We start from the raw sequence: 26,096 nt of genomic DNA on the forward strand, positions 1-26,096 counted from the left end.
GCCCCGGCTGATCAATGCGTGATCTTAACCGAATACGCGTATGAAGATCGTGTCGACGTGCTTGGTGTGATATCCGAGGTCGAACTTTTCCCGAATGGCTTCTTCGGAGAGTGCTGCACGCACTTCCGTATCTGCCAGCAGTTCTTCCAGGAAGTCGGCGCCCTTTTCCCAAACCTTCATCGCATTGCGCTGCACGAGGCGATAGGAATCTTCGCGCGAGACGCCAGCTTGCGTAAGAGCAAGCAATACACGCTGGGAATGAACCAATCCGCGGAACTTGTTGAGATTCTTCAACATGTTCTCCGGATAGATGACCAGCTTCTCGATTACTCCGGCAAGGCGGTTCAGTGCAAAGTCCAGCGTGATAGTCGTATCGGGACCGATGCCACGTTCAACAGAGGAGTGGCTGATATCGCGCTCATGCCAGAGGGCAACGTTTTCCATCGCGGGTGTGACGGCCATGCGCACCAGACGGGCAAGGCCGGTCAGGTTTTCGGTCAAAACGGGGTTGCGCTTGTGCGGCATGGCGGACGAACCCTTCTGGCCCGGCGAGAAGAACTCTTCCGCTTCCAGCACTTCCGTGCGCTGCATGTGGCGAATTTCAATCGCGACATTTTCGATAGAGGAGGCAATCACGCCGAGTGTGGCGAAGAACATGGCATGACGGTCACGCGGGATGACCTGCGTGGAGACCGGCTCCGGTGTCAGGCCAAGCTTTGCACAGACATGTTCTTCCACGCGCGGATCGATATTGGCGAAGGTGCCAACGGCGCCTGAAATCGCACCCGTTGCGATCTCAGCGCGCGCGTTGACGAGACGCGCACGGTTGCGATCCATCTCGGCATAGAAGCGCGCGAAGGTGAGGCCCATGGTCGTCGGTTCCGCATGAATGCCATGGCTGCGGCCGATGCGGATGGTATCCTTGTGCTCGAAGGCGCGGGTCTTGAGGGCAGCCAATACCCGGTCCATATCGGCAATCAGAAGATCTGCCGCGCGAACGAGTTGGATGTTCAGCGTCGTGTCCAGAACGTCTGACGAGGTCATGCCCTGATGGACGAAGCGGCTGTCCGGGCCTATGAATTCAGCGAGGTGCGTCAAAAAGGCGATGACATCGTGCTTGGTAACGGCTTCGATCTCATCGATACGAGCGACGTTGAATTCGGCAGCGCCACCTTTTTCCCAGATTGTCCTGGCGGACTCCTTGGGGATCACGCCGAGATCTGCCAGAGCATCACAGGCATGAGCCTCGATTTCGAACCAGATGCGAAACTTGGTTTCAGGGGACCAGATGGCGACCATCTCTGGCCGGGAATAGCGCGGGATCATCGAAGCTCGTTCCTTACGGCTGTCAAAAGTTGGCCCGCTTTACCAAAGGCGACAGGCAATCTCAACGCACAGAGCGAACAAGAATGGCCGCTGCACCAAGTAAAAGGGGCAATCCCACCGGAAAATAGTAACGAAGACCGATAACAAGAAACTGGTACACGGCAGATGCCGATGTGAACAGGAACTGAAGTATCCAGATCCGGGTAAATGCATGCTCGTGCCATTGGGCATAGAAACTGCGATATTGGAGTGCGAAGAGGCCCGAGGTGATCGCGACAGTGGTTGCGCCGAGCAGCGTTACCGCCAACAGGTAGAGCAGCCAGTTTCTCCAGACCAGCCGCCGCACCCCGTAGAGACCAAAGGCGGAAACAAGCCAGCCGAATGATGCGCCGATGCCATAGAGAACAATGAGGTCTGAGAGGTGGAAGCCCTCAAAGCGCTCCAGGGTAAACATGTGCCATGCTATGAGGGCAGAACAGCAGGCCCCCCACAACAGTGCGAAGCCGAGGTTGGTCACCGTCGATGAGATGAGGCTGGCGCGCGGCTTTCGGTTTGCGTCAGCCTTCGTCATGTTCTTCTTATGCTCCAGCAGCCGACCGCAGGGCGGAAATGTTGGCAGAATAGCTCTCGACGCTATTGCCCTTGAACACTGCAGAACCCGCAACGAAGACATTGGCGCCAGCCTTCGTGGCTGCACCGATCGTCTCCGCTGTAATGCCGCCATCAACCTGGATGTCGATCGGACGGTTGCCAATCAAAGCGCGCGCGGCACGGATCTTCTCGTTCATCGCCGGAATGAATTTCTGTCCGCCGAAGCCAGGATTGACACTCATGATAAGGATCAAGTCCACATCGTCCAGCACGTTTTCCAGCACAGACAGTGGAGTTGCCGGATTGAGGGTGACGCCGACCTTCTTGCCAAGACCGCGAATGGTCTGCAGCGAACGGTGCAGGTGCGGGCTGGCTTCTGCGTGAACGGTGATGCTGTCGCAACCGGCCTTCGCGAAGGCTTCCAGATAAGGGTCAGCGGGCGCAATCATCAAGTGACAATCGAAATAGGCATCCGTGTGCGGGCGTAGCGACTTGATGACATCCGGACCGAAGGAAATATTGGGTACGAAGTGCCCGTCCATGACATCGAGATGGATCCAGTCGGCGCCTGCTGCCACGACGTCACGCACCTCCTGACCAAGTTTGGAAAAATCGGCAGCCAGAACTGAGGGAGCGATAAGAACAGGGGCAGACATCAGGATCCTCCAGAGTAAACTTTGCCGCGCCTCTAACATCCAAGCAGCATCGGCACAATCGCCGGATTTTACATGGTGCAATTACTCTGTCTGAGCGGCCTCCAGCGCCCAGCCGTTTGTCCGCCAGCTTTGCAATTGGAACAGGTTCTGCTTGAGTTCGCCATTCTCAGTGAAGTCGATCGGGCCGATGACGCTGGCAACGGTCTCTCTTCGCAATGCATCTGTCAGGGAGAGGTTTCCCTGGCGCGCTGCAGCAAGTGCCTTTTCCGCAACCTGTACAGCTGCATAGGCAGGAAGCGTGTAACCATCGGGATCAATCCCCGCGACGCGCAGGATTGAAACGGCGCCATCGGCATCGACTTCCTTGCTGAAATCGGGAAGTGCAACGGCCATAACACCTTCCGGAAGACTGACGGGCCTGTTGGCGGCGCGCATCACATCACCACCGACGAATGTCAGCTTCGCCCCGTCCTTTTCCGCGTCTCTCGCCATAACGGCAATGTCTGTCCGATCTCCCCCGACGATGACCCGCGCTGCACCGGCCTTGGCCAATCTGCGGACGAGAGAAAGCTGTTGTTCCTGACCGGGCCGGAATGTATCGACGAAAACCGGCTTGATGCCCCCGGCCTCTATCCGGCTGCGCACCGCGGCGATCAAATCACGCGCGTAGATCGTGCCGTCGTCAATGAGGGCTATCGGCTGGTTCTGCCATCGCCCCAGGATAATGTCCGATATGGCTGCGGCTTCCTGGCCCTCCGCGGGCGCAACGCGAAAGAACGACCAGCCGTGGCGTTGCGCGTCTTCCGATAGAATACGCGAGCGAACGGAGACCGTGATTGCAGGCATCCCGGTACCTTTTAGTGCAGGCAGCGCATCTGTCAGGGTCTCGACGCAGAGAAAGCCGATGGCGATGCTGACGCCCTGTGTCTTCAGCTGCTCCGCGACCTGTTTGCCGCTGCCGGGCTCGCATGTTTCCGGCACCACGACGATCTGGTTGCCATCGCCGACCGCCGCACTTGCTCCATGCCGGATCTGTTCACCCAGTCGAACGTAGGGTCCGGACGTCGGAGCTACGACGCCGATAACCGCTGCCGAGGCCGGTTGCGCAAGCACCGCGCAAAGAGCCGCAGACAGAATAGCACTGGAACGGATAACGGAAGAGTGGCGCATGAGTGACATTTATCCGTTCAGCAAGGCGCGTCAAAGAGTTTTGCGTATTAACTTCAACTCACGTGTTGGCATTGCGTGGAAAACTGCAAGCAGGTTATCCATATGCCAGAAGTCACACGGCCACCGGCCGGGGAGAAGATGTGTGGATATTTCCGAAAGACTGGCCGCTGAAGCGATCGATCCTGTACGCTACCGGGATGGCATGGCGCGATATGCCGGTCATGTTCAGGCCGTCACGACTGAATGGGAAGGAGTGCGGCGTGGCGTGACTGCGACGGCAGCTTGCTCGATCTCTGATAGTCCCGCAACAGTGTTGGCTTGCCTGAATGCAGACAATGCCAAAAACGAGATCTTTGAAAAGAGCGGGCGCTTCGTTCTCAATACGCTTGCCGTTCACCATCAATCCCTGGCGCGGGCGCTTGCCGGTTTCGAGAACCTGCCGAACGACCAGAGATTCGCGCTGGGCGACTGGATGGCGCTTACCACAGGTGCACCGGTCCTTTCGGATGCACTCGCGGCTTTCGATTGCCGTCTGGTGGAGGTGCGCCGCATCGCGACCCATTTCGTCATGATCGGCACCGTCGTCGGCTTGCATCTTGGACCTCCCAACCCTCCCTTGATCTATCTGGACCGTGCGTTCCACTCGCTGTAGCATCATCTGAAACATGGGGAGGAACCATGCCGGAGACTACCGCGACACCTAAGCCGTCATCGATCGAGGAGACAATCAGCCTTCTGGAGGGGCAAAATTATCTGGCAGGACGCAGCCTTGCGACTGTGGTGTTTCTGGCGTTACGGATGAAGCGCCCACTGTTTCTGGAGGGGGAGGCGGGCGTCGGCAAGACCGAGATCGCCAAGGCCTTGGCAAAAGGGCTGAAACGTCCACTCATTCGCATGCAGTGCTACGAAGGGCTTGATGTTTCCTCCGCCGTTTACGAATGGAACTATCCCGCACAGATGCTGGATATTCGTCTGTCAGAGGCGGCTGGGCTGGATGATCGTGAAAGAATCGAATCGAGCCTCTATTCCGAGCGCCATCTGATCCGTCGACCGGTGCTGCAGGCTTTGGCGCAGCCAGGGGAGGTTGCTCCGGTTTTTCTGATCGATGAACTCGACCGCACTGACGAGGCGTTTGAAGCGTTTCTTCTGGAAGTTCTCTCCGATTTTCAGGTGACCATTCCCGAACTCGGCACGATCAAGGCAAGCGAGCCGCCAATCGTCATCATCACTACCAACCGCACCCGCGAGATTCATGACGCCCTGAAGCGGCGCTGCCTTTATCACTGGGTCGATTATCCGGACGCTGAGCAAGAACTCGCCATTCTGCGTCGCAAGCTGCCTCAGGCTTCGGAAGCCTTGTCGCGTGAGGTTGTTGCTTACGTTCAGAAGCTGAGGACGGTCGATCTGTTCAAGAATCCCGGTATCGCCGAGACGATCGACTGGGCGACAGCCCTGACGGAACTCGATCGGATTGCGCTGGATCCTGAAACGATCGCCGATACGCTTGGAACGCTGCTCAAGTACCAGGATGACATCGCACGTATGAAGGAGGGGGAAGGCGCGAGGCTTCTTTCTGAAGTGAAGGCCGAACTGCTGGCTGCGGGTTGAGCGATGCTTGGCCCGAATGGCAGCGACGGTGCGATATTGCCTCCGCTACCGATGGGAGACGGGAGGCTTGCTGAAAACATTGCCCATTTTACCCGTGTTCTGCGGCGGGCAGGGCTGAAGACGTCCCCTCAATCTACGATTGATGCGGTGGAAGCGGTCCAGACAATCGGACTTGGATCACGACAGGAGCTCAAAGCTGTACTCGCGGCGGTCTTTGTGAAGCGTCGCGAGGATATCCCGGTCTTTGAAGAAGCATTCGGCATCTTCTGGCGTCGCCGCGATCTGGTGGAAAAGATGATCCAGATGATGTCGCCCAAGATTGCCGATCATAGCGAGAAGGAAAAACCAAAACCTGCTGCCGCCAGGGTAAGCGACGCGCTCACAGCCAATAGACAGAGACCGGCGAAGCAGGAGGTTCGAGAAGAAATCGAGACGGATGCCCGTTTCACCGCCTCTCATTCCGAGGTGCTGCGGAAGATGGATTTCGCGCAGATGAATGCCGCGGAACTGAAACGAGCCCGCCATGTCATATCCGGGCTCGTCATGCCGTTGCAGACGGTGGCGACCCGTCGGTTCAAGCCCAGTCTGCCACCCCGCAGGATCGATGCGCGCGCCACACTGCGTCACGCTATGCGAAGCGGGGGCGACCTGCTGCTGCCAAAGTTCAAGACGGCGCGACGGCGCGAGCCGCCTTTGGTCGTGCTGGCGGACATCTCGGGGTCCATGAGCCAATACACACGCATCTTCCTGCATTTTTGCCATGCGCTGATGGAACGCCGCAGGCGGATGCACGTCTTTCTGTTTGGTACGCGTTTGACAAACGTGACCCGGAGCCTGAAGCAACGCGACCCCGATGAGGCTCTGGCTGCCTGCACCGCCTCTGTGTCCGACTGGTCCGGGGGAACGCGGATAGGGCCGGCGCTTACCCGGTTCAACAAGGATTGGAGCCGCCGCGTCATGAGCGGTGGCGCCGTCGTCTTGCTGATCACTGACGGTTTGGAGCGGGATGATGTGGGTGAGTTGTCTAGACAACTAGACAGGCTGCATCGAAGCGCTCGCCGTCTTATCTGGCTCAATCCTTTGCTTCGCTTCGACGGCTTCGAGGCTAAGGCCAAAGGCGTGCGTGCCATGTTGCCGCATGTGGACGAATTGAGGGCGGCGCACAATATAAGCTCTATCAGCGATCTTGCAGACGCACTCAACGGACAGGGTTTCGACCAGAGCCATGATCCTCGCCGCTTCCTGGAAAGGAACCACCAGCATGTCAGCCGTATCCCTTGATCCTCTCTCTCTAGCCGAAACCTGGAAAGCGGAAGGTCGCGATGTGGCGATTGCGACCGTCATCGAAACATGGGGTTCCGCGCCGCGTCCCGTTGGCAGCCACCTCATCATCGATGCCAATGGTAATTTCGAGGGTTCGGTCTCCGGTGGCTGTGTCGAGGGGGCTGTGATTACCGAGGCACTCGATGTGCTTGAAGCGGGGACGCCAAAGCTGCTGGAATTTGGAGTGGCGGACGAAACGGCATGGCGCGTCGGCCTTTCCTGCGGTGGGCGCATCCGCGTCTATGTGGAGAAGCTCAACTGATGCAGCTCGATGTCCTCAAACAGGTCAATGCAGCGCGGCAGGCACGCCGGGCCGTGGTCATCGTCACGGATCTGGCTGCGGGTTCGACCGCGGTTTTTACCGAAGGTCAGCCGGTGCCGAACGGTCTGCGCGATGTGGTGGGTAAAGCCATGCAAACGGGGAAATCCAGTTTGGCGGAGATGGATGGAGGTCAGGTTTTCCTGAATGTCTACCTGCCGCCGCCGCGCATTGTGGCGATCGGTGCCGTACACATTACACAGGCGCTGGCGCGTCTGGCGCCAATGATGAATTTCGATCTGACGATCATCGACCCCCGCACGGCATTTGCGACACCCGAGCGTTTTCAAGGTGTCGACCTGATCGTCGACTGGCCGGAGGATGTGTTGAAGGATCGCGGGCTCGACGCCTATACGGCGCTTGTGGCCGTGACTCATGACCCGAAAATCGATGATTATCCGCTCGCCGAAGCTTTGCGCAGCCGATGCTTCTATGTGGGTGCGCTCGGTAGCCGAAAGACCCATGCCAAGCGCATTGAGCGATTGAAGGAGGCGGGGTTCAGCGACGAAGACATCTCATCAATCCGTGCGCCTATCGGTCTTGATATTGGTGCGTCCAGCCCGGAGGAGATTGCGCTCGCTATCATGGCGGAGATCGTGCAGGCCTTTCGTCGGCGCCCGATTTTAGAGCAAGGCGCATGAAGTTCGGTTCTGTGGCGGTTGAAGATGCGCAGGGAGCAATTCTCGCACACAGCATGATGGTTGCGACCGGCAAGCTGCAAAAAGGCAGGCGTCTGTCAGCCCGCGATATCGAGGCGCTTCGAGATCACGGTGTGGAGCAGGTGATCGTCGCCCGTCTGGACAATGACGATCTGACAGAGGACGAGGCCGCGGAACAACTCGCGCAGCTGCTGCCAAAAGAAGGTCTCAGGCTTTCTCCGGCGGCGACCGGACGGGTTAATGTCTACGCGACCCGTAACGGTCTGTTCCGCGCTGATAAACAGCTCGTGGATCGTTTCAATCGCGTTGATCCGGCAATCACATTGGCGTGCCTGAAGGACTTCAGTCGGGTCGCGGATGGCGATATGGTCGCGACAGTCAAGATCATACCGCTGGGTGTCAGCAAGCGTCTCGTGGATCAGGCAGCCGAGATTCTCGCTCTTGCCGACGCGGTTACCGTCCATGCCTTCCAACCACATTCCGTTGCTCTTATTCAGACGCAACTGGCTTCGGTAAAGCCATCAGTTCTCGACAAGACCGTGCAGGTTCTGCGACGACGTCTGGCACCGTCCGGCAGCGTCATCGTTTCTGAAAGGCGGGTGGTCCACGAAGAGAACGCTGTCGCGCGTGCCATCCATGACGCTGAACGGGAGTTCGACGGCAGCGGACCACGCATGATCATTCTGTTCGGAGCTTCGGCTGTCTGTGATGCCGAAGATGTGCTTCCGAACGCGATGCGGTTGGCAGGCGGTAAGGTCGATCACGTTGGCTTGCCGGTCGATCCGGGTAATTTGCTGGTTCTCGGCCATATGGCTGACACAGCCATTATCGTTGCGCCTGGGTGCGCACGTTCGCCCAAAGAAAACGGTTTCGATTGGGTCCTGGATCGAATACTCGCAGGCCAACCGCCGAGCTCGTATGATCTATCCGGGCTTGGCGTAGGAGGTCTGCTTATGGAAATACCCAGTCGACCGCAACCCAGAGAGCTTGCAGGCCATGCGCAGAAACTGCAGCTGAGGGTGTTGCTGCTTGCGGCAGGTCAGGCGCGGCGCATGGCTGGGGCAGGGCACAAACTGCTCGCAGAATTTGAAGGCGTTCCACTGGTTCGAAGAATGGCAGAACGGGCGGTTGAGGCCGATATCGGCCCTGTTGCGGTTGTAACAGGCTATCGCGCTGTCGATGTTGGCGGTGCACTTGAGGGACTCGATGTCGAAATCCTGCGTAACGATTTATTCGAAACGGGGATGGCGAGCTCGATCAAGTGCGGGCTTTCAACCGCGTTCCGTCAGCGGTGCGATGGCCTGATGGTTGTCCTGGCAGACATGCCGGGTATCATGAGCGACGATCTCAAGGCTCTGGCCGATGCCTTCGTTAAGGCGGAAGGCCGCGCCATTGTACGTGCGGTTGCTTCCGGCAAGCGCGGCAATCCCGTTATTTTGCCACGCGCGACCTTCGATGAACTTGAACTGCTGGAGGGAGATGTGGGCGCGCGGCATGTCATCGAGACTTGCGGCCTGCCGATCATTGACGTGGAGCTTGGTGCCTCTGCCCATCTTGATGTCGACACTCCAGAGGCTGTCGAGCAGGCTGGCGGTATTTTGAGGGGATAGATCGTGATGGATAACGAGGCGATCGAGGAAATGTTCGAGGCGGTCTTGCCGATTTCGATCCGACGCATGTTCGGCGGCAAAGGAATTTACCGCGACGGCGTTATCGTTGCGCTGGAACTTCGCGACGAAATTCTTCTCAAGGCAGATGAGCACACTGCGCCTTTGTTTAGCGCCGCCGGAGCACGGCAATGGACCTATGAAGGCAAGAAGGGCAAGCCTGTGCTCATGCCTTATTGGTCAGTACCGGATGAGGCGCTGGATGATCCCGACGAGATGGCAAAATGGGCGCGGCTAGCCTGCGAGGCAGGTTTCAGGACGGCCAGGAAGTAGCGAGCGGCTCACTTCAGGAATTGAATTGCGTCCCGTGTAAATGCGGAGAGCGGCTCGGGCATGTCGTCCAAGGCGAACCAGCCGAATTCCGAGAGCTTGTCCGGCTCAGTCAGTCGCGGTTCACCAGTAAAGTCATTCGTCTGGTAAATCACCGATACCCAATGCTGCCGGTCTGCTTGGATGATCTGCTCCGACAGACACAGAAAATCGACGGAACGGATTGTCAATCCGGTTTCCTCTTCCGCCTCTCGGCGGGCAGCGTCAGCGGAATGCTCAAGGTGATCGACCTTGCCGCCGACAATGTTCCAGAAACCGGCTTCAGGCGCACGAAGGCGTTTGTACAAAAGAATATGGCCATCCGCATTGCGGATGACCAATCCTGTACCAACGCCCGGAAAATCCAAGCCAGGGCGCAATGTCATGGGCTGGATCAGCCCTTGGCGTTTGCGACGATCAGCATGAATGCCGGAATGTCATCGCCAAAGCCAACCGGTGTCGGGCCATCATCATGGTCGCGGTGGTGGCTGCGGCGGCGGCTCTGATTATCGTCGTTCGCCGGGTAAGGACGGCTGTTGCGGCCCTGGTTGCTGCGGCGATTGTCGATCTTGGCCTGTTCTGCGTTCACGCTTTCTGTCCTTGCTTCAGGTGTTGCTGCCACGTTGCTCTTCGGAGACTCTTCCTGAGTGCGAGCCTCTGTCTTGGTACCCGAACCGCGTTTTCCGCGACTCCGGTCCTTGTCACGATCACGGCCTTTTTTACCGCGATCATTGTCATGGCTTTCCATCGGAGCCGGCAAGGCGGACAGATCACCTTCGTGCCATTCGATTTCCTGACCAATCAGTTTCTCGATGGCGTCTACATATTTTGCATCCGCTTTGGTCACGAGCGTAAAGGCGCGGCCCGAGCGACCGGCGCGGCCCGTACGACCAATGCGGTGGACATAGTCTTCGGCGTGGATCGGAACGTCGAAGTTGAACACGTGACCGACATCGGGAATGTCGAGGCCTCGCGCGGCAACATCCGAAGCGACCAGCAGCGTGATATTGTTGTCCTTGAAGTTCGCGAGCATCGTGGTGCGGGACCGTTGGTCCATATCCCCGTGGAGGGCGCCGACTGAAAAGCCGTGACGATCCAGCGAACGGAACAGATCGGCCACATCTTTCTTGCGGTTGCAGAAGATGATGGCGTTCTTCAGATCATCCTGCGCACGGATGAGGTCGCGCAGCTTTGCCCGCTTCTCATAATCCTTGTTGTGGGATGCAACGAGACGCTGAGTAACTGTTTTTGCCGTGGAGGATGGCGGGGCGACCTCGATACGTTCCGGGTTCTGAAGGAAACGGTCAGCCAGCTTCTGGATTTCCGGCGGCATGGTGGCCGAGAAGAAAAGGGTCTGGCGCGTGAACGGTATCATCTTGGCGATCCGCTCGATATCCGGAATGAAGCCCATGTCCAGCATGCGGTCGGCTTCATCGATAACGAAGACTTCGACGCCGGTCATCAGCAGTTTGCCGCGCTCGCAATGATCAAGCAACCGGCCCGGTGTGCAGATGAGAACGTCCGCACCACGCTCGAGCTTGCGATCCTGCTCTTCAAACGATACGCCACCAATCAGGAGAGCCACGTTGAGCTTGTGGTTCTTGCCGTATTTCTCAAAATTCTCTGCGACCTGGGCTGCCAACTCGCGTGTTGGTTCCAGAATGAGCGTCCGCGGCATACGGGCACGAGCGCGTCCCTTTTCCAGAAGGGTCAACATCGGTAGCACGAAGGAGGCCGTCTTGCCGGTCCCGGTCTGCGCAATTCCGCAGATATCACGGCGCTGCAAAGCATGCGGGATGGCGCCCGCCTGGATAGGCGTCGGGATCGTGTAACCCGCGTCGGTTACAGCAGAGAGGACTTTCTGGCTCAGGCCAAGATCAGCAAATGTGGTCAATGAGAAAACAATTTCCGTTCAGGTTCGCGAGGAACTCAGGTGAATCGGAACCGCTTTGCGTCCGATGATGGCCGCGAGATAAGCGCAAAGTGTGACAAAGTCAAGAAAACTGCCCGGATACCAAGCGTAAATGGTAAATTAACAAGTGTTTTTGAGCGATCTTGACGAAATCCGAGCTTAGTTCATGTAAGTGGTGAGCTTGAGACCTGCATTGAGAAAGCGCATCGGGTCCACGGCGTCGCCATCACGGCGAACTTCATAGTGGACGTGAGGGCCCGTGGAGCGGCCAGTGCTTCCTGCCCGTCCGATCACCGAACCTGCCTCGACCCTATCGCCTACGGACACGAGGATGCTGGACATATGGCCGTAGCGTGTTGTGATACCCTGACCGTGATCGATCTCGACCATGTTGCCATAGCCACCGCTCATGCCAGCCGCAATAACTTCGCCTGCGCCGGTCGATTTCACGCTCGCGCCCGTATCGGCCTGAAAATCCACGCCTGCGTGCAGCGCTAGTCTTCCGAGAAACGGATCGATGCGATTACCGAAGCCGCTCGTGATTTCCCGGCCAGGTGCCGGATTGCCGAAGGGAAGCTTCTGCGCTGCCTCTCGCACCGCATCCAGACGATTGAGGGCTGTATCCAGATCGGTAAGTGACGTCTCGAACCTGTTGATTCCAAGGGGTTCGACGAAGGGGCCGCCCATGCCAGCCTGCTTTCCAGACGCTGCATCCGGCACATCCACGCCAGTACGGCGCATGATCGTCGCCATGGCATCGGCGGTGCGATAGGCATCGTCCGCGAGGCTGCGTATCCGGCGAAGTTGTTCCTGCTCGATGTTCTTCAGGGACAAAGTGACTTTGGAAAATACGCGGTCTGCACGATCAGCGATGCTGCCCGACTGAAGCGCTACTCCGCCCGGCTTCGCTCCGGAAGCGGCTTTTCCATCCTGTGCCAGCAGGCGATCGATTGCCTTGAGGCCGCCGGTCACGCTGGTTTGCTTTTCCTTCAGTTCTGGCTGGAGCGCGGAAGCTGGTGCGTCCGGCACAGCAATGCCCGACTCCTCCGCGCGCTGGAGAAGGCTGCCAAGCTTTCCATGGCGGGAAAACAGCGCATTTTGTTGCTCAAGCAGTTGCTCTACCTTCTGTTCGACAACCTGCTGATCAAGGAGCTGCCGGGAGGTAATGCGATCAAGCTGCGCCCGGAGTGCCGAAATGCGATCTTCGTAGTCGTATTGGATACGAGCCTGACGGGCCATCGCTGCTCCGATCAGGTCATCGCGCAGTACAAGATAGGTCGTGGCGCCGAGATAGGCGGTGGTGAGCAGCGCTGCGAAAGTAATGCAGCATGCCGTCATCCAAGGGCGGATCGTCATATGCCGGACGCGATCGCCGGAGGCGAGGATAAGAACGTGTTCAGTCGGCTGCTTGCCAAAGATGCGGTGTCCGTCACCCTTCGCCACGTCGTTCTCCTGCCGTGAATCGCTCGCTCCTAACTGTCGTGATTACATCCTGTTAGGGTTAACGGGTGGTTAACCATTCACGCTTACGCGGAACTTATTGGGCTGAGAGAACGATAGAAGGATGGCGTCAATCCGGCCTCTGCTCTGGCCAGGTCATTGAAGGGCGGTTTGAGAGGGCCGCGGAAGTTTTCCCGTACCAGGCGTTTGAAGGTTTCGGCAGGATCCTTGCGTTCGCGGGCACAGAGAAAGCGGAACCACTTTGCGCCAATCGCGACATGACCTTTCTCGTCGTTATAGATGACGTCGAGAATATCCGCCGTTTCGTGGTCTCCCGTTTCCCTCATCTTGGCCTGGAGCGAAGGTGTCACGTCCAGACCTCGCGCCTCCAGAATGAGCGGTACGACGGCGAGGCGGGCGGTCAGATCATTGCGCGTGGAGTGCGCTGCTTTCCAGAGTCCGTCATGAGCTGGCATGTCGCCATAGTCAGCACCCAATTGCCGCAGGCGGTCGCGAACCATGTTGAAGTGCTTGGCCTCCTCAAATGCAACCTGCATCCAGCCATCGAAAAACGAATGTGGAACAGGCTCGGTCACGTAGCGTGCAACGATATCCAGCGCCAGATCAACCGCATTCAGTTCGATATGGGCGATAGCGTGAAGCGTTGCGATACGCCCGTTCATGGTGTGCAGCGAACGCTTTTCGACAGCTTTCGGCGGCACGAGCTCCGGCTTCTTAGGTCTTCCAGGCCTATCTGGAACCGGCGGATCGAGCGGTGAGCGAAGTGACAGTTTTCGTTCGAACCAGCGGGTCGCCACCTGCTGCGCGAGGCGTGTCTTGATGTCGAGGTCGTCCGAGGAGACGGCGGCGATTGCGCCGCCGCGCAGCGTGGTAACAGGAGGAAGTTCGAGATCCGGAGCCTTTGTCATGGCTCCGAGGTCTGTCACAAGGCTTTCACTGCTTCAAGCACTTCCTGTGCGTGGCCTGCAACTTTTACCTTGGGCCAGATCCGGGCGAGATTCCCGTCGGCGTCAACTAGAAAGGTGGAGCGCTCAATGCCCATATAGGTCTTGCCGTACATGCTTTTTTCTTTCCAGACGCCGTAAGCGTTGGCGGCCACCTGCTCCTCGTCCGCTGCGAGGATTATGCCCAGGCCGTGCTTCTTGATGAACTTGTCGTGCTTGGTGACGGAGTCGGGGGAGATACCGATAACGGTTGCGGCAGCCTTTTCGAAATCCGGGATCAGTGTCGTAAAATCAAGTGCTTCCGTCGTGCAGCCGCTGGTGTCGTCCTTGGGGTAGAAATAGACGACAACGGGCTTACCCTTGAAGCTGGAAAGCGTGACCGTACCGCCGCCATCGCGCGGCAGGCTGAAATCCGGTGCGGGGTTGCCGGGTTGAAGGTCGGACATGATATTCCTTTCTTTGGAGAACGAGCACAGCAATCTTGCCGCAATCGGTATATACTGGCGCGCGTCTGGTCCAGATCACATGATTCTGATGAGCCTTCACTGCGCGGAGAGACATGGCGGAAATTCGAGGTGAAAAAGTCAGCTTCCGCCGTAAGGATCTGATTCCGTTACATGATCTTCCGTCGGCGCAGGCACATGATCCGATGATTGTGCATTGCCCGCCGCCCGCATCGCGCTGGCGAGGTGTCTTTCGGCTTTGCGCGATTTTTATCCTTCTCGTTGTTGCGGCAATCGGCAGCGGCTTTTTCGCAATCGAAGGCGGCTTCATCGACAGTGCTTTGAATGCGCGCGCGCAGGCGTCTCTCAATGCAGCAATCGGTCCTCGTTATCAGGCGACCGTAGGCTCAACCGTAATCCGTTTCGATTCGGATTTCCGCCTCGCACTCGAAGCACGCGAGGTGGACATTGTCGAGGTTGCGACGAAGGCCCATTTGACGAATACAGGCGCCATTCGCCTCACCATAGATCCGCTCGCGCTGGTCAGTGGCCGCGTCTCAATCCGCCATCTTGAAGCGGAAAAGATCAACCTAGATACAGCCTTGCTACCGGCCAGAGATCCCATGGATTTGTCGAAGGCGCGTGTGGACCGTTGGCCTGCGACCATGGAGCAGGCGTTCCAGCGTCTTGATGAGGCGCGGGGGCTGATCGAGAGAACTCGAACCGGCTCCGTCAATATTTCCGGCATTAACATCCAGTTTCCACCGGATCGTGAGGGTCGCGTATCAACGCTGCTGATCGATGACCTGACCCTGACGCTGGATGAGCAGGGGCAGGTGCAACTGAAGGGTTTGATGCACCTTGATGGACGGCGCGCAGATTTGCAGGTGAATGCGACTGCACAGAACGGTGTCACCAAAGCGCTGATGGCCCAGATCTCCGGGTTGGACCTGACACCCTTTCTCCTGCAACGCATGGAAGGCGGTCTGCCGCGTGAAGGGCTGGAGGGGTCAATCAATATCACGCTGAATGCGTCACGAGATACGGCGGAGACAAAGCCTTCCATTCGAGCCGATATCCAACATGCTCCAGGCAAGATCTATTTCGATGGCGTGCCGCAGGATTTGACCGGAGCGGAAGTCCGGGTTGCGTACAATTTCGCGCGTAATTCGATCGAGATCTTGCCCTCAGAGATGCGATTTGGCCCAACGGTGGTTCCTCTCACAGGTGCGATTGTCGATCTAAACAGGTTGAATGCGCAAGACACCCGTCCGGGCTTTGGTCTGGACCTGCTGGTGAGCGGTGGCCGAGCACAAGGTGCGATTGGCGGTGAAGCGCCGGTTCTTTTCGATCTGCGTGCGGCCGGCCGTTTCCTGACGGCTGACCGACGCCTCGAATTCAACGATATGCAGGTCTCCAGTCCTCTCGGGCAGATGGCAGGTTCCTTGCAGATGCGCTTTCTGGGAGCGCAGTCGCCGGAAATCAGCTTCGGTGCGCAGCTTCCGCGCATGGATGTGGCCGGCGTCAAACAGCTTTGGCCATTCTGGATGGCGCACAAGGCTCGCGACTGGGCGGTAGCGAACATGTTCGGCGGCACCGTAACCAACGGTTCTATTGCCGTCTTCATCCCGGCGGGCCGGATGAAGGGACCGAATGTACCGCTGGAGCTTGCCGCGAACGAGCTTCGGATCGCGTTTGATATCGCCGATAACCGGCTGAACCTTCCGGGTGAGCTTCCTCCGGTTCGAAACGTAGCCGGACATTTCGACCTTGTGGGCGAGCGTCTGCGGTTCGACATTCGGCAGGCCGCCTCCTACTTTGGATCAGGCCGATCGGTGGAGATTCAGGGCGGTTCTTTCAGGATACAATCCACCTATGCAAAGCCATTGATGGCGGATCTTGACCTCCAGATCGCGGGCAATGCAGATGCGATCGCGGAGGTTGCCTCCTTCAAGCCGATCAACGGATTGAAAAGCACCGAATTTGCGCCTGCGGATTTCTCGGGCAAGGCGATTGCTTCGGTCAGCGCCCGGTTCGGGCTGGTCAAAGATCAACATCCGCCCCCGCCCCAATTCAAGGGCAAGATTGCGCTTCAGGATATGAAGATTTCCAAGAAGATTGCCGATCGAAGCGTCTCTGCCATCAATGGTGATCTTCAGGTGGATTCAGACGCTGCGCGGCTGGAAGCCAAGGCCGAGATCGATGGCGTTCCGGCCGAAATCTCGATGGTTGAACCATTCAACGGGCAGTCCAAGATTCAGCGCGAGTTGACGGTGAATGCTACAATCAACAACGACCAGCGTGACAAGCTGTTGCCGGGGCTTGGTGATATCGTCAACGGTCCCGTGGAACTGGAACTGTCGCGTATTGATGCCGATCGACAAGGGGTCACGCTGGATCTGTCCAAGGCGAAGCTCTCAGTACCGTGGCTCGGCTGGACCAAGGGAAGTGGCATCCCTGCGAAGGCTTCTCTGGAAGTCGCCTCCAAGGACGGTAATACGAATGTCCGGAATCTGGCAATCACAGGGGATGGTTTCGGTGTCGCCGGTGACCTCAGCTTCAAGAATGGCGCCCTGTCGTCTGCGGATTTTAGCCGTGTAAAGCTTTCACCCGCAGACAGTTTTGCCATTTCCATTCGCCGTGGAAAAAGCGGGCTTGAGGTTTCCGCATCGGGTGATGCCGCCGACATCAGGCCTGTTCTCTCCAAATTGAAAGGCCAAAGTGGCTCTGAGACCCGATCTGGTACAGCCGCCAAGGCGCGCGATGCTACACGTGTACGTCTGAAGCTCGACAAAATCATCGGCTTCAATGATGAGGTTCTGTTCAATACGACAGGTGACATTGCGGTCAGTGGCGGCGATCTGCAGTCCATTGCTTTTTCCGGTGTCACCGAGAGCCGACAGGCCGTCGTTGCGCAGACTGCCGGCAGCGGGCAGGGAAGTGTGTTGACGCTGACCAGTGGCGACGCTGGGTCGCTGGCGCGGTTTGCCAACCTGTACGGCCATATGCGTGGCGGGCTGCTTAACATTCGCCTGAACAATGAAGGCGGTTCGAACTGGAGCGGAAATATCGATATCCGCAGCTTTGCACTGGTCGAAGAAAACCGGCTGCAATCCATCGTTTCCACACCCGGTGAGGATGGCCGTAGTCTGAACTCGGCTGTGAAACGCGATATTGATGTCAGCTCGGCGAAGTTCCAGCGCGCTTTCGCTCGAATCGTCTATCGGGACGGAGCCCTCTCGGCAGAAAACGGCATCGTGCGCGGCGAGCAGATTGGCGCGACATTTCAGGGCATGATCCGCGATGCTGTCGGCAATCTCGATATGACGGGTACGTTCATGCCCGCCTACGGGTTGAATCGGCTCTTCGCAGAACTTCCCGTGATCGGCACTATTCTCGGCAATGGTCGGGATCGCGGCTTGCTGGGAATTACATTCAAGGTGACCGGCTCCATCGACAAGCCGCAATTGACCGTCAATCCTCTATCCCTCATTGCGCCGGGTGTGTTCCGGCAAATCTTTGAGTTTCAATAAGGGCCTTTTATTTGACCGCGATAGCCCTTTCCTGTGTGTCTAAAAGTTTTGGCTGGGGTACTGGTCGTACTCTTGTACTCGACCAGGTGTCATTTGATGTGCCGGAGACCGGTGTCTACGGCCTGCTGGGACCGAATGGCGCGGGCAAAAGCACATTGCTGCGGATCATTTGCGGTCTTCTGCGCCATACCGGGGGCGATGTGCGGCTGTTTGGCGAAAAGGCTGCCGTTCGCTCTCGCAGTATGATTGGCGTGCTTGTTGATTCTCCGACCTTCTACCCATTCATGTCTGCGAGGCAGTTTCTCAATGGAGTGGCGGATGTCGCAGGTGTGAAAGCGGAAACAGATGGCCTTCTGAAGCTCGTCGATCTGACGCGGGCAGCGGATCAAAGGATCTCGGGCTTTTCCCTAGGTATGCGTCAGAGGCTTGGAATAGCCTGCGCTCTGGTCGGTCGCCCCCGCGCAGTCATACTGGATGAGCCAACCAATGGGCTTGATCCGGATGGCATGATAGAAATGCGCGGGCTGATCCAGAGGTTGTCATATGAGGAAGGCGTTGCAGTCCTTCTGTCCAGCCATCTTCTGGACGAGGTTGAGAAGATTGCGGACCGCGTCGTCATTCTGAATCAAGGTCGAGTGGTGGCAGAGGGACAGGTGTCAGATCTCCTCGGTCGTCAGGAGTATCTTTGGCTTGATGTCCGGCCAGCCGAGGCGGTCGTTGCGCGGTTGGGTTCGGTGGCACGCCTCGAAGACGATGGCGTTGCTGTGACGATTGCCAAAGCCGATGGCGCCGGTTTGCTGAAGTCGCTGATACTTCAAGGGTTCGAGGTCCGTGAGGCGAAATGGATACGGCCAAATCTTGAGAGCTTTTTTCTTGCAGAAACCCGCAGGCCGGAAGGTATGAGACGATGAGCTTCAGGCGTCTCGTTCAAGCGGAACTTCGCAAGATCCTGGTGCAAAAATCACTGTTCGTTACCGGATTTCTGGCCGTGCCAGCATTCGCTTTGCTTCTGAAGGTGCTGATGCAGGTGGTTGTTTTCAGAAGAACAGGGCGCTCGGATTTGGCGGAAGGCGTCGACCTGTTGACTATGGCTGCGCGTTCATTGAGTGTCTCCGGAAACACGCTCGCTCACCTTTTCTTTGCCTTGGGTGTGGCGGCGATTTTTAGTCTAGAATACCGTTATTTGACGTGGCGGCATCTCGTCCCGAGGCAGAGCCGTTTCTGGCTTTGCCTAGCGAAGTTCGTCACGGCGGCGCTTTGTCTTGCCTTCAGTCTTTTGTTCGTCGCAGCGGCCGACGGCATTGTGACGCTTCTCACTGTGGGGATGGATGAGCATCCTATCCTATCGGTTTTCACGGTTGATGGGCTGGCAACTTTTGCAATGGCGTTTGCCTCTGGTATGCTTGAACTTCTCGTATTGCTTGCGTTGACGGCGCTGCTGACCATAGCGTTCCGTTCCGCGATGGTGGCGGTTCTGACCGCGTTTCTCGTAACTTTGGCGTCTGTTCTTGTTCAGGCTTACATCGGGTCGCCGCAGGAATTGTGGTGGTTACCTGCCGTAGCCGCCAATGAGATGCGTGATGCGACGTTCACGCCGAACCAGCCCGGCCTTTTGCTGTCCGCCACAATTCTTGTGGGTTGGGTGGCAATCCTGGGCGGCGCAAGCTTTTTCATCTTCCAACGTCAGGAGCTGGCAAACGAGTAAGGGCCGACAGATTTCTCTGCCAGCCCTCGAAACTAACGATTATTGTGCATGTTCAGGCCGGACGAACGAGAATGTGCTTTTTCTTACCAAGCGAGAGCTTGATCACGCCCTCTGCCGAGATCTCACCGGTTCCGATATTCATGCGCTCGTCGGATACCGCGACGTCGTTGATCTTCACCGCACCACCTTGAACATGTCTGCGTGCTTCGCCGTTTGAGGTGGCGAGGCCTGCGCGAACGATCAGATTGAGCAAGCCTATGCCTGCCTCAAGTTCCGCGACGGGAACGTCAATCGAGGGCAGGGTATCTGCCAGCGCGCCTTCTTCGAAGGTTTTGCGGGCAGTTTCTGCCGCCTGCTCTGCTGCTGCCCGACCGTGAAGAATTGCCGTGACTTCTGTCGCGAGAATCTTCTTGGCCTCGTTGATTTCCGATCCGCCAAGCGCTGCGAGACGGGCGATTTCATCCATCGGAAGCGTCGTGAAGAGCTTCAGGAAGCGGCCGACATCCGCATCCTCCGTGTTGCGCCAGTACTGCCAGAAGTCGTAAACCGGCATCATATCGGCATTCAACCAGACAGCACCGGAGGCAGACTTGCCCATCTTTGCGCCAGAGGATGTGGTGAGGAGCGGCGAGGTCAAGGCATAGAGCTGCTTGGTACCCATGCGGTGACCAAGATCGATGCCGTTGACGATGTTGCCCCACTGGTCGGATCCGCCCATCTGCAGGCGGCATTCGTACCGCTTTGCCAATTCAACGAAATCATAGGCCTGGAGGATCATGTAGTTGAATTCCAGGAAGGACAGCGATTGCTCGCGATCCAGGCGTGTCTTGACGCTATCGAAGGAGAGCATGCGGTTGACGGAGAAATGACGCCCGACATCGCGCAGGAATTCGAGATAGTTCAGTGCGCGCAGCCATTCGGCATTGTTGATCATCAGCGCGGCATTCTGCGGACGGGCATAATCAAGATATTGCGAGAATACCGTCTTGATCGAGGCAATGTTGTCCTCGATCATCTCGACGGTCATCAGCTTGCGGGCCTCTTCCTTGAAGGAAGGGTCTCCCACCATGCCGGTACCGCCGCCCATGAGTGAAATTGGGCGATGTCCAGTTTCCTGGAACCAGTGCAGCATCATGATCTGCGTCAAGTGACCGACATGCAGGCTCGAAGCTGTCGGATCGTAACCGATATAGGCAGTCACGCTTTCCTTGTTCAGCAATTCGTCGAGACCTGTTTCATCAGATACCTGATGAATAAAGCCCCGTTCATCGAGTGTGCGGAGAAAATCGGACTTGAACCTGGACATGATACGACTCTGACAGCATGGGTGTTGGAATTCTTTGAGAGCGCCTCTAACACTGTTTCCGTGGAGAATCACTCCAAAAGTGATTAGGAAGTTATCAGTGCGTCCTGAGTAGAGTGCTGTCACCGTATTGATAAGTAAGGGTTGATTATGCTCTTGCTGGTAAGGTTTGCGAGCCCAATGAGTTCGGGCATTGAAGGCCAGTGGATGTGTTCAACGGCGCTAATCTATATCTGATCGTCAACTTCGTGATTGCGATGTCCTTTGCGGGTGTCTTCTTCGCTGTTTCTCAGCGGAGCAGGTCGCGCGCTGCTGCACGCTGGATCGGGCTTGGTTTCGCAGTTGCGTCTCTTTCGGTGCCGGCCGAACTCGTCATCGCGTATACCCCGTTTGTCAGGTCTGGGGCGATGGTGGCTTTCGCAGCCGTTCTGGCAGGCTTGCTCCTGATCCGCATTGGTGTCGGCAGTCTGTACAACGTAGCCACGCGGCCACTTCCGCTGGCAATCTTCTTTGTTGTCTGCACGGCCATCGTCGTCGCAATTTACGACGTGCCTCGTAGTACGCTCTCCCATTCAATTCCCTATCAGTCACCGTTTGCAATTTCTTGTCTGCTGAGTGCCGTTGCCATCGCTTCTTCGTCGTATCGGGCGGCAGTAGATCGCTGGATGACCTTCATCTTCACGTTGACTGGTGGACAATTCTTTTTGAAGGCATACCTCGCGGCCACTGTCGGTGCGGGCCCAACCGCCAGTGACTATCTCCATTCCAGCTACGCCGTGATTTCACAGAGCCTGACCGCGGTGCTCATGGTTATGACGGGTCTATCCTTGCTGGCTGTTCTGGTGCTGCAGATCATGGCCGATGAGAGAAGCAACTCCGAAATCGATTCCCTTAGCAGCCTGCTAAATCGGCGTGGCTTCGAGAAGCATGCCGAGGAAGCCCTGAGACGTATGCCTATCGGCCCGCATTCCGTCATCTTTTGCGACATTGATCATTTCAAGCGTGTGAACGATACCTATGGCCATTATACTGGCGATGCAGTGATCCATGCTGTCGGCCAGTTGCTGGCAGATAGCGTTCCGGCTTCGAGTGTCGTCGGCCGCTTAGGAGGCGAGGAGTTTGCAATCTTGTTGCCTCGCGTGCAGCTTGACGCTGCGATGCTTCTTGCCCACGCTATTCGCGCCGCAATTGCAGTGCACAAGGGCAGCAGCATCCCCGACACCCTTAGTATCACAGCGAGTTTCGGAGTATCGACCTTCAGTGAAAGGGGACAGTTTGCCCGCGCCATGCGGCTTGCAGACAATGCACTTTACGACGCCAAGGCGGCTGGCCGAAACTGCGTGAAGCACAGGCTGGAGCCTTTAGCTATCGTGCCGGCGGTCGGGTGATCAGCTTTTGGCAAAAAGAAAGGCCCCTCGCGGAGCCTTTCCAAGCAAAGCAGTCCAATGTCGATCAGCGGATCCGCTTGGCCGCCGGTTCGGGAACCAGTTCGCCGTTCAGACGACGATCAAGGTAATCCTCGCACTCGCCCATCAGCGATTCGACCTTGTTGTTGAAGAAATGGTTTGCCCCTTCAACCGTGCGGTGCGTGATGAGAATACCCTTCTGGGTCTTTAGCTTCTCGACCAAGCCATTCACATCCTTTTCAGGCGCGACCTTGTCGGAATCACCGTTGATGATCAGACCGGAGGATGGGCAGGGGGCCAGGAATGAGAAGTCATAAATGTTCGGCTGCGGGGCAATCGACATGAAGCCTTCGATCTCCGGACGACGCATCAGAAGCTGCATTCCGATCCAGGCGCCGAAGGAGTAGCCCGCGACCCAGCAGCTCTTGGAATCCGGATGCAGGCTCTGCACCCAGTCAAGCGCAGAAGCCGCATCCGACAGTTCACCCGCACCATGGTCGAACTCGCCCTGGCTCCTGCCAATGCCACGGAAATTGAACCGGAGCGTCGTAAATCCGCGCTTCTGGAACATATAGAAGAGCTGATAGACGATCTGGTTGTTCATCGTGCCGCCAAACTGCGGATGCGGGTGCAGGATGATTGCGATCGGGGCGCTCTTTTCCTTGGAAGGCTGATAGCGGCCTTCGAGGCGGCCGGCAGGGCCGTTGAAAATGACTTCAGGCATCGATACTCCGGTCAGCTTTTCATGTTTCCAATGTTTCATTGATGCCGAGACTTGACGAAGCCGGTCATCTTTTCTAGAAACAGTTTAGAACCATTCGAAAGTTGGGCTGCGCAAGACGTGCCGCCCAGTTGGTCGTCTCATACGGCATGCGCGGCGAAAATTTCAAGAAAAATGCGTCGCCAAGCGTGAAGTAGACTTTAAACCGGATCGGACAATGGCTTTTGATCGCGTATATCTGGACTGGAACGCGACGGCGCCCTTGAGCGGCGCCGCTCGAGAAGCCATGTTGAGTGCGTTCGAACTGCCGGGCAATGCCTCGTCCGTGCACGCAGAAGGACGTACAGCGCGGGCGGCTATCGACAAGGCGCGTCGCCAGGTGGCAGCTCTCGTGAGCGCCGATCCGCAACATGTCATCTTTACCAGTGGCGCGACCGAAGCGGCAAACTGGATTTTGACGCCCTCGTTCAAGATGGGCCGCTCGCCGCTTACCGTCGGACATCTTTATGTCTCGGCAATCGAGCATCCGGCCGTCCGGGAAGGCGGCAGGTTCGGTCGTGAGCAGGTTAGCGAGATCCCCGTCTTGCCAACGGGCCTGGTGGATCTGGATGCACTGAGGGGCTTGCTGGAACGTCATGATAGTAGTGCTGGCCTGCCGATGGTGGCCGTCATGCTCGTCAACAATGAAACCGGCGTCATCCAGCCCGTCGCGGAGGCGGCAAAGCTTGTGCGCGCCGCGGGCGGGTTGCTTGTCGTGGATGCCGTCCAGGCCGTTGGACGCATTGCGGTCGACATCACCGTGCTGGATGCTGATTTTCTCATCCTTTCCTCCCACAAGATCGGTGGCCCCAAGGGCGTCGGTGCGCTGGTGATGCGTGGCGAGGTGATGATGCCATCGGTTCTGGTTCGTGGTGGCGGCCAAGAGAAGGGGCATCGGTCCGGTACCGAAAATTTCCCTGGCATCGTGGGCTTTGGTGCCGCCGCTGAGGTCGTCAAGCGCGATCTGGATGTGACGCGTGAACGCCTGCTTCACCTTCGGCAAAGACTGGAAGTCGGCATGCGCGCCGTTGCTCCGGATGTGATCATCCATGGGGAAGGCTCCGAGCGTGTGTGCAATACCACGTTTTTCACGCTTCCGGGCTTGAAGTCAGAAACCGGGCAGATCGCCTTCGACCTTGAAGGGGTGGCTTTGTCCGCGGGATCGGCTTGTTCCTCCGGCAAAGTCGGACAAAGCCAGGTTCTGATGGCGATGGGGCAGGATCCAGCAATGGGGGCGCTTCGTATTTCCTTTGGAGTGACAACGGACGATATCGCTGTCGAGCGTGCGCTGACCGCCTTCCAGCGAATAGCTGCGCGTCGAAAGATGCCGGAACAGGTCGCGTGATTGGGCCAGGAGTTGCGGAAACGCAAAAATTAGCTTGCCAAAAGGTGTTAAAACCTCCTTCTGGCGCCTACATACGGGGCTGATCCCCGCCAACAGATGACAACCTGCCGGACCCTTGATTCCGGCGAGATTGGAGAATGAGCATGGCTGCCGTGCAGGAAACGATCGATCAGGTCCGCCAGATCGATGTTGACCAGTACAAATACGGTTTCGAGACCGTTATCGAAGTCGACAAGGCCCCCAAGGGACTTTCGGAAGAGATTATTCGCTTCATTTCGGCCAAGAAAGATGAGCCGGAATGGATGCTGGAATGGCGTCTTGATGCCTATCGCCGCTGGCTGACGATGGAAGAGCCGACCTGGGCGCGCGTCGATTACCCGAAGATCGACTTCAGCGACCTTCATTACTATGCGGCACCGAAAAACACGCCCGGCCCGAAGTCGCTGGATGAAGTCGATCCCGAACTTCTTAAAGTCTACGAGAAGCTGGGCATTCCGCTGAGGGAACAGGAGATTCTTGCAGGCGTAGACAAGCCGCGCGTAGCGGTCGATGCGGTATTTGATTCAGTTTCCGTCGTGACGACGTTCAAGAAGGAACTCGCCAAGGCAGGCGTTATCTTCATGTCGATTTCGGAAGCCGTTCGTGAGCATCCGGAACTGGTCAAGAAGTACCTCGGCTCCGTCGTTCCGACGTCTGACAACTATTATGCGACGCTGAATTCCGCCGTCTTTACCGATGGTTCGTTCGTGTTCGTGCCTAAGGGCGTTCGTTGCCCGATGGAGCTGTCGACCTATTTCCGCATTAACGAGAAGAACACCGGACAGTTCGAACGGACGCTGATCATTGCCGAAGAGGGTGCTTACGTTTCCTATCTCGAAGGCTGCACGGCACCACAGCGCGATGAAAACCAGCTTCACGCAGCCGTCGTGGAACTTGTGGCTCTCGACGATGCCGAGATCAAGTATTCGACGGTTCAGAACTGGTATCCGGGCGATGCGCAGGGCAAGGGTGGCATCTACAACTTCGTGACAAAGCGTGGCGATTGCCGCGGTCATCGCTCCAAGATTTCTTGGACGCAGGTCGAAACCGGCTCGGCCATTACCTGGAAATATCCAAGCTGCATTCTGCGCGGTGACGATAGCCGTGGCGAGTTCTACTCGATCGCCGTTTCGAACGGTCATCAGCAGATCGATAGCGGCACCAAAATGATCCATCTCGGCAAGAATACGTCAAGCCGCATCATCTCCAAAGGCATCGCGGCTGGCGTTTCCCAAAATACCTATCGCGGTCAGGTTTCGGCCCATCGCAAGGCAACCAATGCCCGCAACTTCACGCAGTGTGACTCGCTGCTGATCGGCGACCGCTGCGGCGCGCATACCGTGCCTTACATTGAGGCAAAGAATTCGTCGGCTCAATTCGAGCACGAAGCGACGACATCGAAGATTTCCGAAGATCAGCTGTTCTACTGCCTGCAGCGCGGCATTCCGGAAGAGGCGGCCATTGCCCTGATCGTCAATGGCTTCGTCAAGGAAGTCATTCAGGAGCTGCCGATGGAGTTTGCCGTCGAGGCCCAGAAGCTGATCGGTATTTCGCTTGAGGGTTCGGTCGGCTGACGATCGAACCAATCGCACCTTTTCAATGGCGCTTGACGCCGCA

At 57.4% G+C, this 26,096-nt stretch carries 24 protein-coding genes; 13 read left to right on the plus strand and 11 right to left on the minus strand.

Annotated features, from left to right (window positions below; all coding sequences use genetic code 11):
- Window positions 1-24: 24 nt before the first annotated feature.
- From purB to E8M78_RS04220, 4 genes are all read right to left on the minus strand, one after another.
- Window positions 25-1,326 carry an adenylosuccinate lyase gene (purB, locus tag E8M78_RS04205; RefSeq protein ID WP_137133870.1) on the minus strand — a complete coding sequence of 434 codons (1,302 nt, stop codon included), beginning with the start codon at window positions 1,324-1,326 and terminating at the stop codon, window positions 25-27.
- A gap of 61 nt (window positions 1,327-1,387) precedes the next feature.
- Window positions 1,388-1,897, minus strand: coding sequence for a hypothetical protein (locus E8M78_RS04210; protein ID WP_137133871.1), 510 nt, complete (start codon window positions 1,895-1,897; stop codon window positions 1,388-1,390).
- Between the two features lie 7 nt (window positions 1,898-1,904).
- A complete protein-coding gene (gene rpe / locus E8M78_RS04215; protein WP_137133872.1) occupies window positions 1,905-2,573 on the minus strand; it encodes a ribulose-phosphate 3-epimerase in 669 nt (222 codons plus the stop codon).
- A gap of 81 nt (window positions 2,574-2,654) precedes the next feature.
- Complete coding sequence (locus tag E8M78_RS04220; RefSeq protein ID WP_170973313.1) at window positions 2,655-3,743, minus strand: branched-chain amino acid ABC transporter substrate-binding protein; 1,089 nt, start codon at window positions 3,741-3,743, stop codon at window positions 2,655-2,657.
- A 202-nt stretch (window positions 3,744-3,945) separates the two neighbouring features.
- On the opposite strand from E8M78_RS04220, the gene E8M78_RS04225 reads away from it, so the two are divergent.
- The 7 genes from E8M78_RS04225 to E8M78_RS04255 are packed head-to-tail and all read left to right on the plus strand — an operon-like array spanning window position 3,946 to window position 9,592.
- Window positions 3,946-4,395, plus strand: a complete 450-nt coding sequence (locus tag E8M78_RS04225) for a flavin reductase family protein (RefSeq protein WP_137134001.1) — start codon at window positions 3,946-3,948, stop codon at window positions 4,393-4,395.
- A 26-nt stretch (window positions 4,396-4,421) separates the two neighbouring features.
- Entirely contained in the window at window positions 4,422-5,351 is a 930-nt protein-coding gene (locus E8M78_RS04230; protein ID WP_137133874.1) for a MoxR family ATPase, read from the plus strand.
- A gap of 3 nt (window positions 5,352-5,354) precedes the next feature.
- Entirely contained in the window at window positions 5,355-6,632 is a 1,278-nt protein-coding gene (locus tag E8M78_RS04235; RefSeq protein WP_137133875.1) for a VWA domain-containing protein, read from the plus strand.
- Complete coding sequence (locus tag E8M78_RS04240; RefSeq protein ID WP_137133876.1) at window positions 6,613-6,936, plus strand: XdhC family protein; 324 nt, start codon at window positions 6,613-6,615, stop codon at window positions 6,934-6,936. Before E8M78_RS04235 ends, E8M78_RS04240 begins: the two co-directional genes overlap by 20 nt.
- The gene (locus tag E8M78_RS04245) at window positions 6,936-7,634 is read left to right on the plus strand and encodes an XdhC family protein (RefSeq protein WP_137133877.1); all 699 of its coding nucleotides are present in this window, start codon (window positions 6,936-6,938) and stop codon (window positions 7,632-7,634) included. The genes E8M78_RS04240 and E8M78_RS04245 overlap by 1 nt, the downstream gene beginning before the upstream one ends.
- The gene (locus E8M78_RS04250; protein WP_137133878.1) at window positions 7,631-9,262 is read left to right on the plus strand and encodes a molybdopterin-binding/glycosyltransferase family 2 protein; all 1,632 of its coding nucleotides are present in this window, start codon (window positions 7,631-7,633) and stop codon (window positions 9,260-9,262) included. Before E8M78_RS04245 ends, E8M78_RS04250 begins: the two co-directional genes overlap by 4 nt.
- Before the next feature lie 6 nt (window positions 9,263-9,268).
- A complete protein-coding gene (locus E8M78_RS04255) occupies window positions 9,269-9,592 on the plus strand; it encodes a TfoX/Sxy family protein (protein ID WP_137133879.1) in 324 nt (107 codons plus the stop codon).
- Between the two features lie 8 nt (window positions 9,593-9,600).
- Here E8M78_RS04255 and E8M78_RS04260 read toward each other — a convergent pair whose 3' ends face one another.
- From E8M78_RS04260 to bcp, 5 genes are all read right to left on the minus strand, one after another.
- A complete protein-coding gene (locus E8M78_RS04260) occupies window positions 9,601-10,014 on the minus strand; it encodes an NUDIX domain-containing protein (protein WP_137133880.1) in 414 nt (137 codons plus the stop codon).
- Between the two features lie 8 nt (window positions 10,015-10,022).
- Entirely contained in the window at window positions 10,023-11,522 is a 1,500-nt protein-coding gene (locus tag E8M78_RS04265) for a DEAD/DEAH box helicase (RefSeq protein WP_137133881.1), read from the minus strand.
- A gap of 177 nt (window positions 11,523-11,699) precedes the next feature.
- The gene (locus E8M78_RS04270; protein WP_246658217.1) at window positions 11,700-12,983 is read right to left on the minus strand and encodes a M23 family metallopeptidase; all 1,284 of its coding nucleotides are present in this window, start codon (window positions 12,981-12,983) and stop codon (window positions 11,700-11,702) included.
- Window positions 12,984-13,066: 83 nt separating this feature from the next.
- Window positions 13,067-13,909 carry a ferritin-like domain-containing protein gene (locus E8M78_RS04275; protein WP_137134003.1) on the minus strand — a complete coding sequence of 281 codons (843 nt, stop codon included), beginning with the start codon at window positions 13,907-13,909 and terminating at the stop codon, window positions 13,067-13,069.
- Window positions 13,910-13,923: 14 nt separating this feature from the next.
- Window positions 13,924-14,391 (minus strand): thioredoxin-dependent thiol peroxidase, encoded by a 468-nt coding sequence (gene bcp, locus E8M78_RS04280; RefSeq protein WP_137133882.1) that lies wholly within the window; start codon window positions 14,389-14,391, stop codon window positions 13,924-13,926.
- A 113-nt stretch (window positions 14,392-14,504) separates the two neighbouring features.
- Between bcp and E8M78_RS04285 the strand changes: the two genes are divergently transcribed.
- The 3 genes from E8M78_RS04285 (at window position 14,505) to E8M78_RS04295 (ending at window position 19,626) form a co-directional block, all read left to right on the plus strand.
- Window positions 14,505-17,921 (plus strand): DUF3971 domain-containing protein, encoded by a 3,417-nt coding sequence (locus tag E8M78_RS04285; protein ID WP_137133883.1) that lies wholly within the window; start codon window positions 14,505-14,507, stop codon window positions 17,919-17,921.
- Window positions 17,922-17,956: 35 nt separating this feature from the next.
- Window positions 17,957-18,832: an ABC transporter ATP-binding protein gene (locus E8M78_RS04290; protein WP_281405053.1), complete on the plus strand. Its 876-nt coding sequence runs from the start codon at window positions 17,957-17,959 to the stop codon at window positions 18,830-18,832.
- A gap of 110 nt (window positions 18,833-18,942) precedes the next feature.
- Entirely contained in the window at window positions 18,943-19,626 is a 684-nt protein-coding gene (locus tag E8M78_RS04295) for a hypothetical protein (RefSeq protein WP_137133885.1), read from the plus strand.
- Window positions 19,627-19,678: 52 nt separating this feature from the next.
- On the opposite strand, the gene tyrS is transcribed toward E8M78_RS04295, so the two are convergent.
- Window positions 19,679-20,932: a tyrosine--tRNA ligase gene (gene tyrS, locus E8M78_RS04300; RefSeq protein WP_137133886.1), complete on the minus strand. Its 1,254-nt coding sequence runs from the start codon at window positions 20,930-20,932 to the stop codon at window positions 19,679-19,681.
- Between the two features lie 200 nt (window positions 20,933-21,132).
- Between tyrS and E8M78_RS04305 the strand changes: the two genes are divergently transcribed.
- Window positions 21,133-22,317 carry a GGDEF domain-containing protein gene (locus E8M78_RS04305; RefSeq protein ID WP_246658219.1) on the plus strand — a complete coding sequence of 395 codons (1,185 nt, stop codon included), beginning with the start codon at window positions 21,133-21,135 and terminating at the stop codon, window positions 22,315-22,317.
- Window positions 22,318-22,381: 64 nt separating this feature from the next.
- Here E8M78_RS04305 and E8M78_RS04310 read toward each other — a convergent pair whose 3' ends face one another.
- Complete coding sequence (locus E8M78_RS04310) at window positions 22,382-23,059, minus strand: alpha/beta hydrolase (RefSeq protein WP_137133887.1); 678 nt, start codon at window positions 23,057-23,059, stop codon at window positions 22,382-22,384.
- A gap of 214 nt (window positions 23,060-23,273) precedes the next feature.
- Between E8M78_RS04310 and E8M78_RS04315 the strand changes: the two genes are divergently transcribed.
- Window positions 23,274-24,440 carry a cysteine desulfurase family protein gene (locus E8M78_RS04315; RefSeq protein WP_137133888.1) on the plus strand — a complete coding sequence of 389 codons (1,167 nt, stop codon included), beginning with the start codon at window positions 23,274-23,276 and terminating at the stop codon, window positions 24,438-24,440.
- A 143-nt stretch (window positions 24,441-24,583) separates the two neighbouring features.
- Window positions 24,584-26,053, plus strand: a complete 1,470-nt coding sequence (gene sufB / locus E8M78_RS04320) for a Fe-S cluster assembly protein SufB (protein WP_137133889.1) — start codon at window positions 24,584-24,586, stop codon at window positions 26,051-26,053.
- The last annotated feature ends 43 nt before the right edge of the window (window positions 26,054-26,096 follow it).

Source organism: Rhizobium sp. FKY42, from assembly GCF_005222835.1.
Taxonomy (GTDB): domain Bacteria; phylum Pseudomonadota; class Alphaproteobacteria; order Rhizobiales; family Rhizobiaceae; genus Neorhizobium.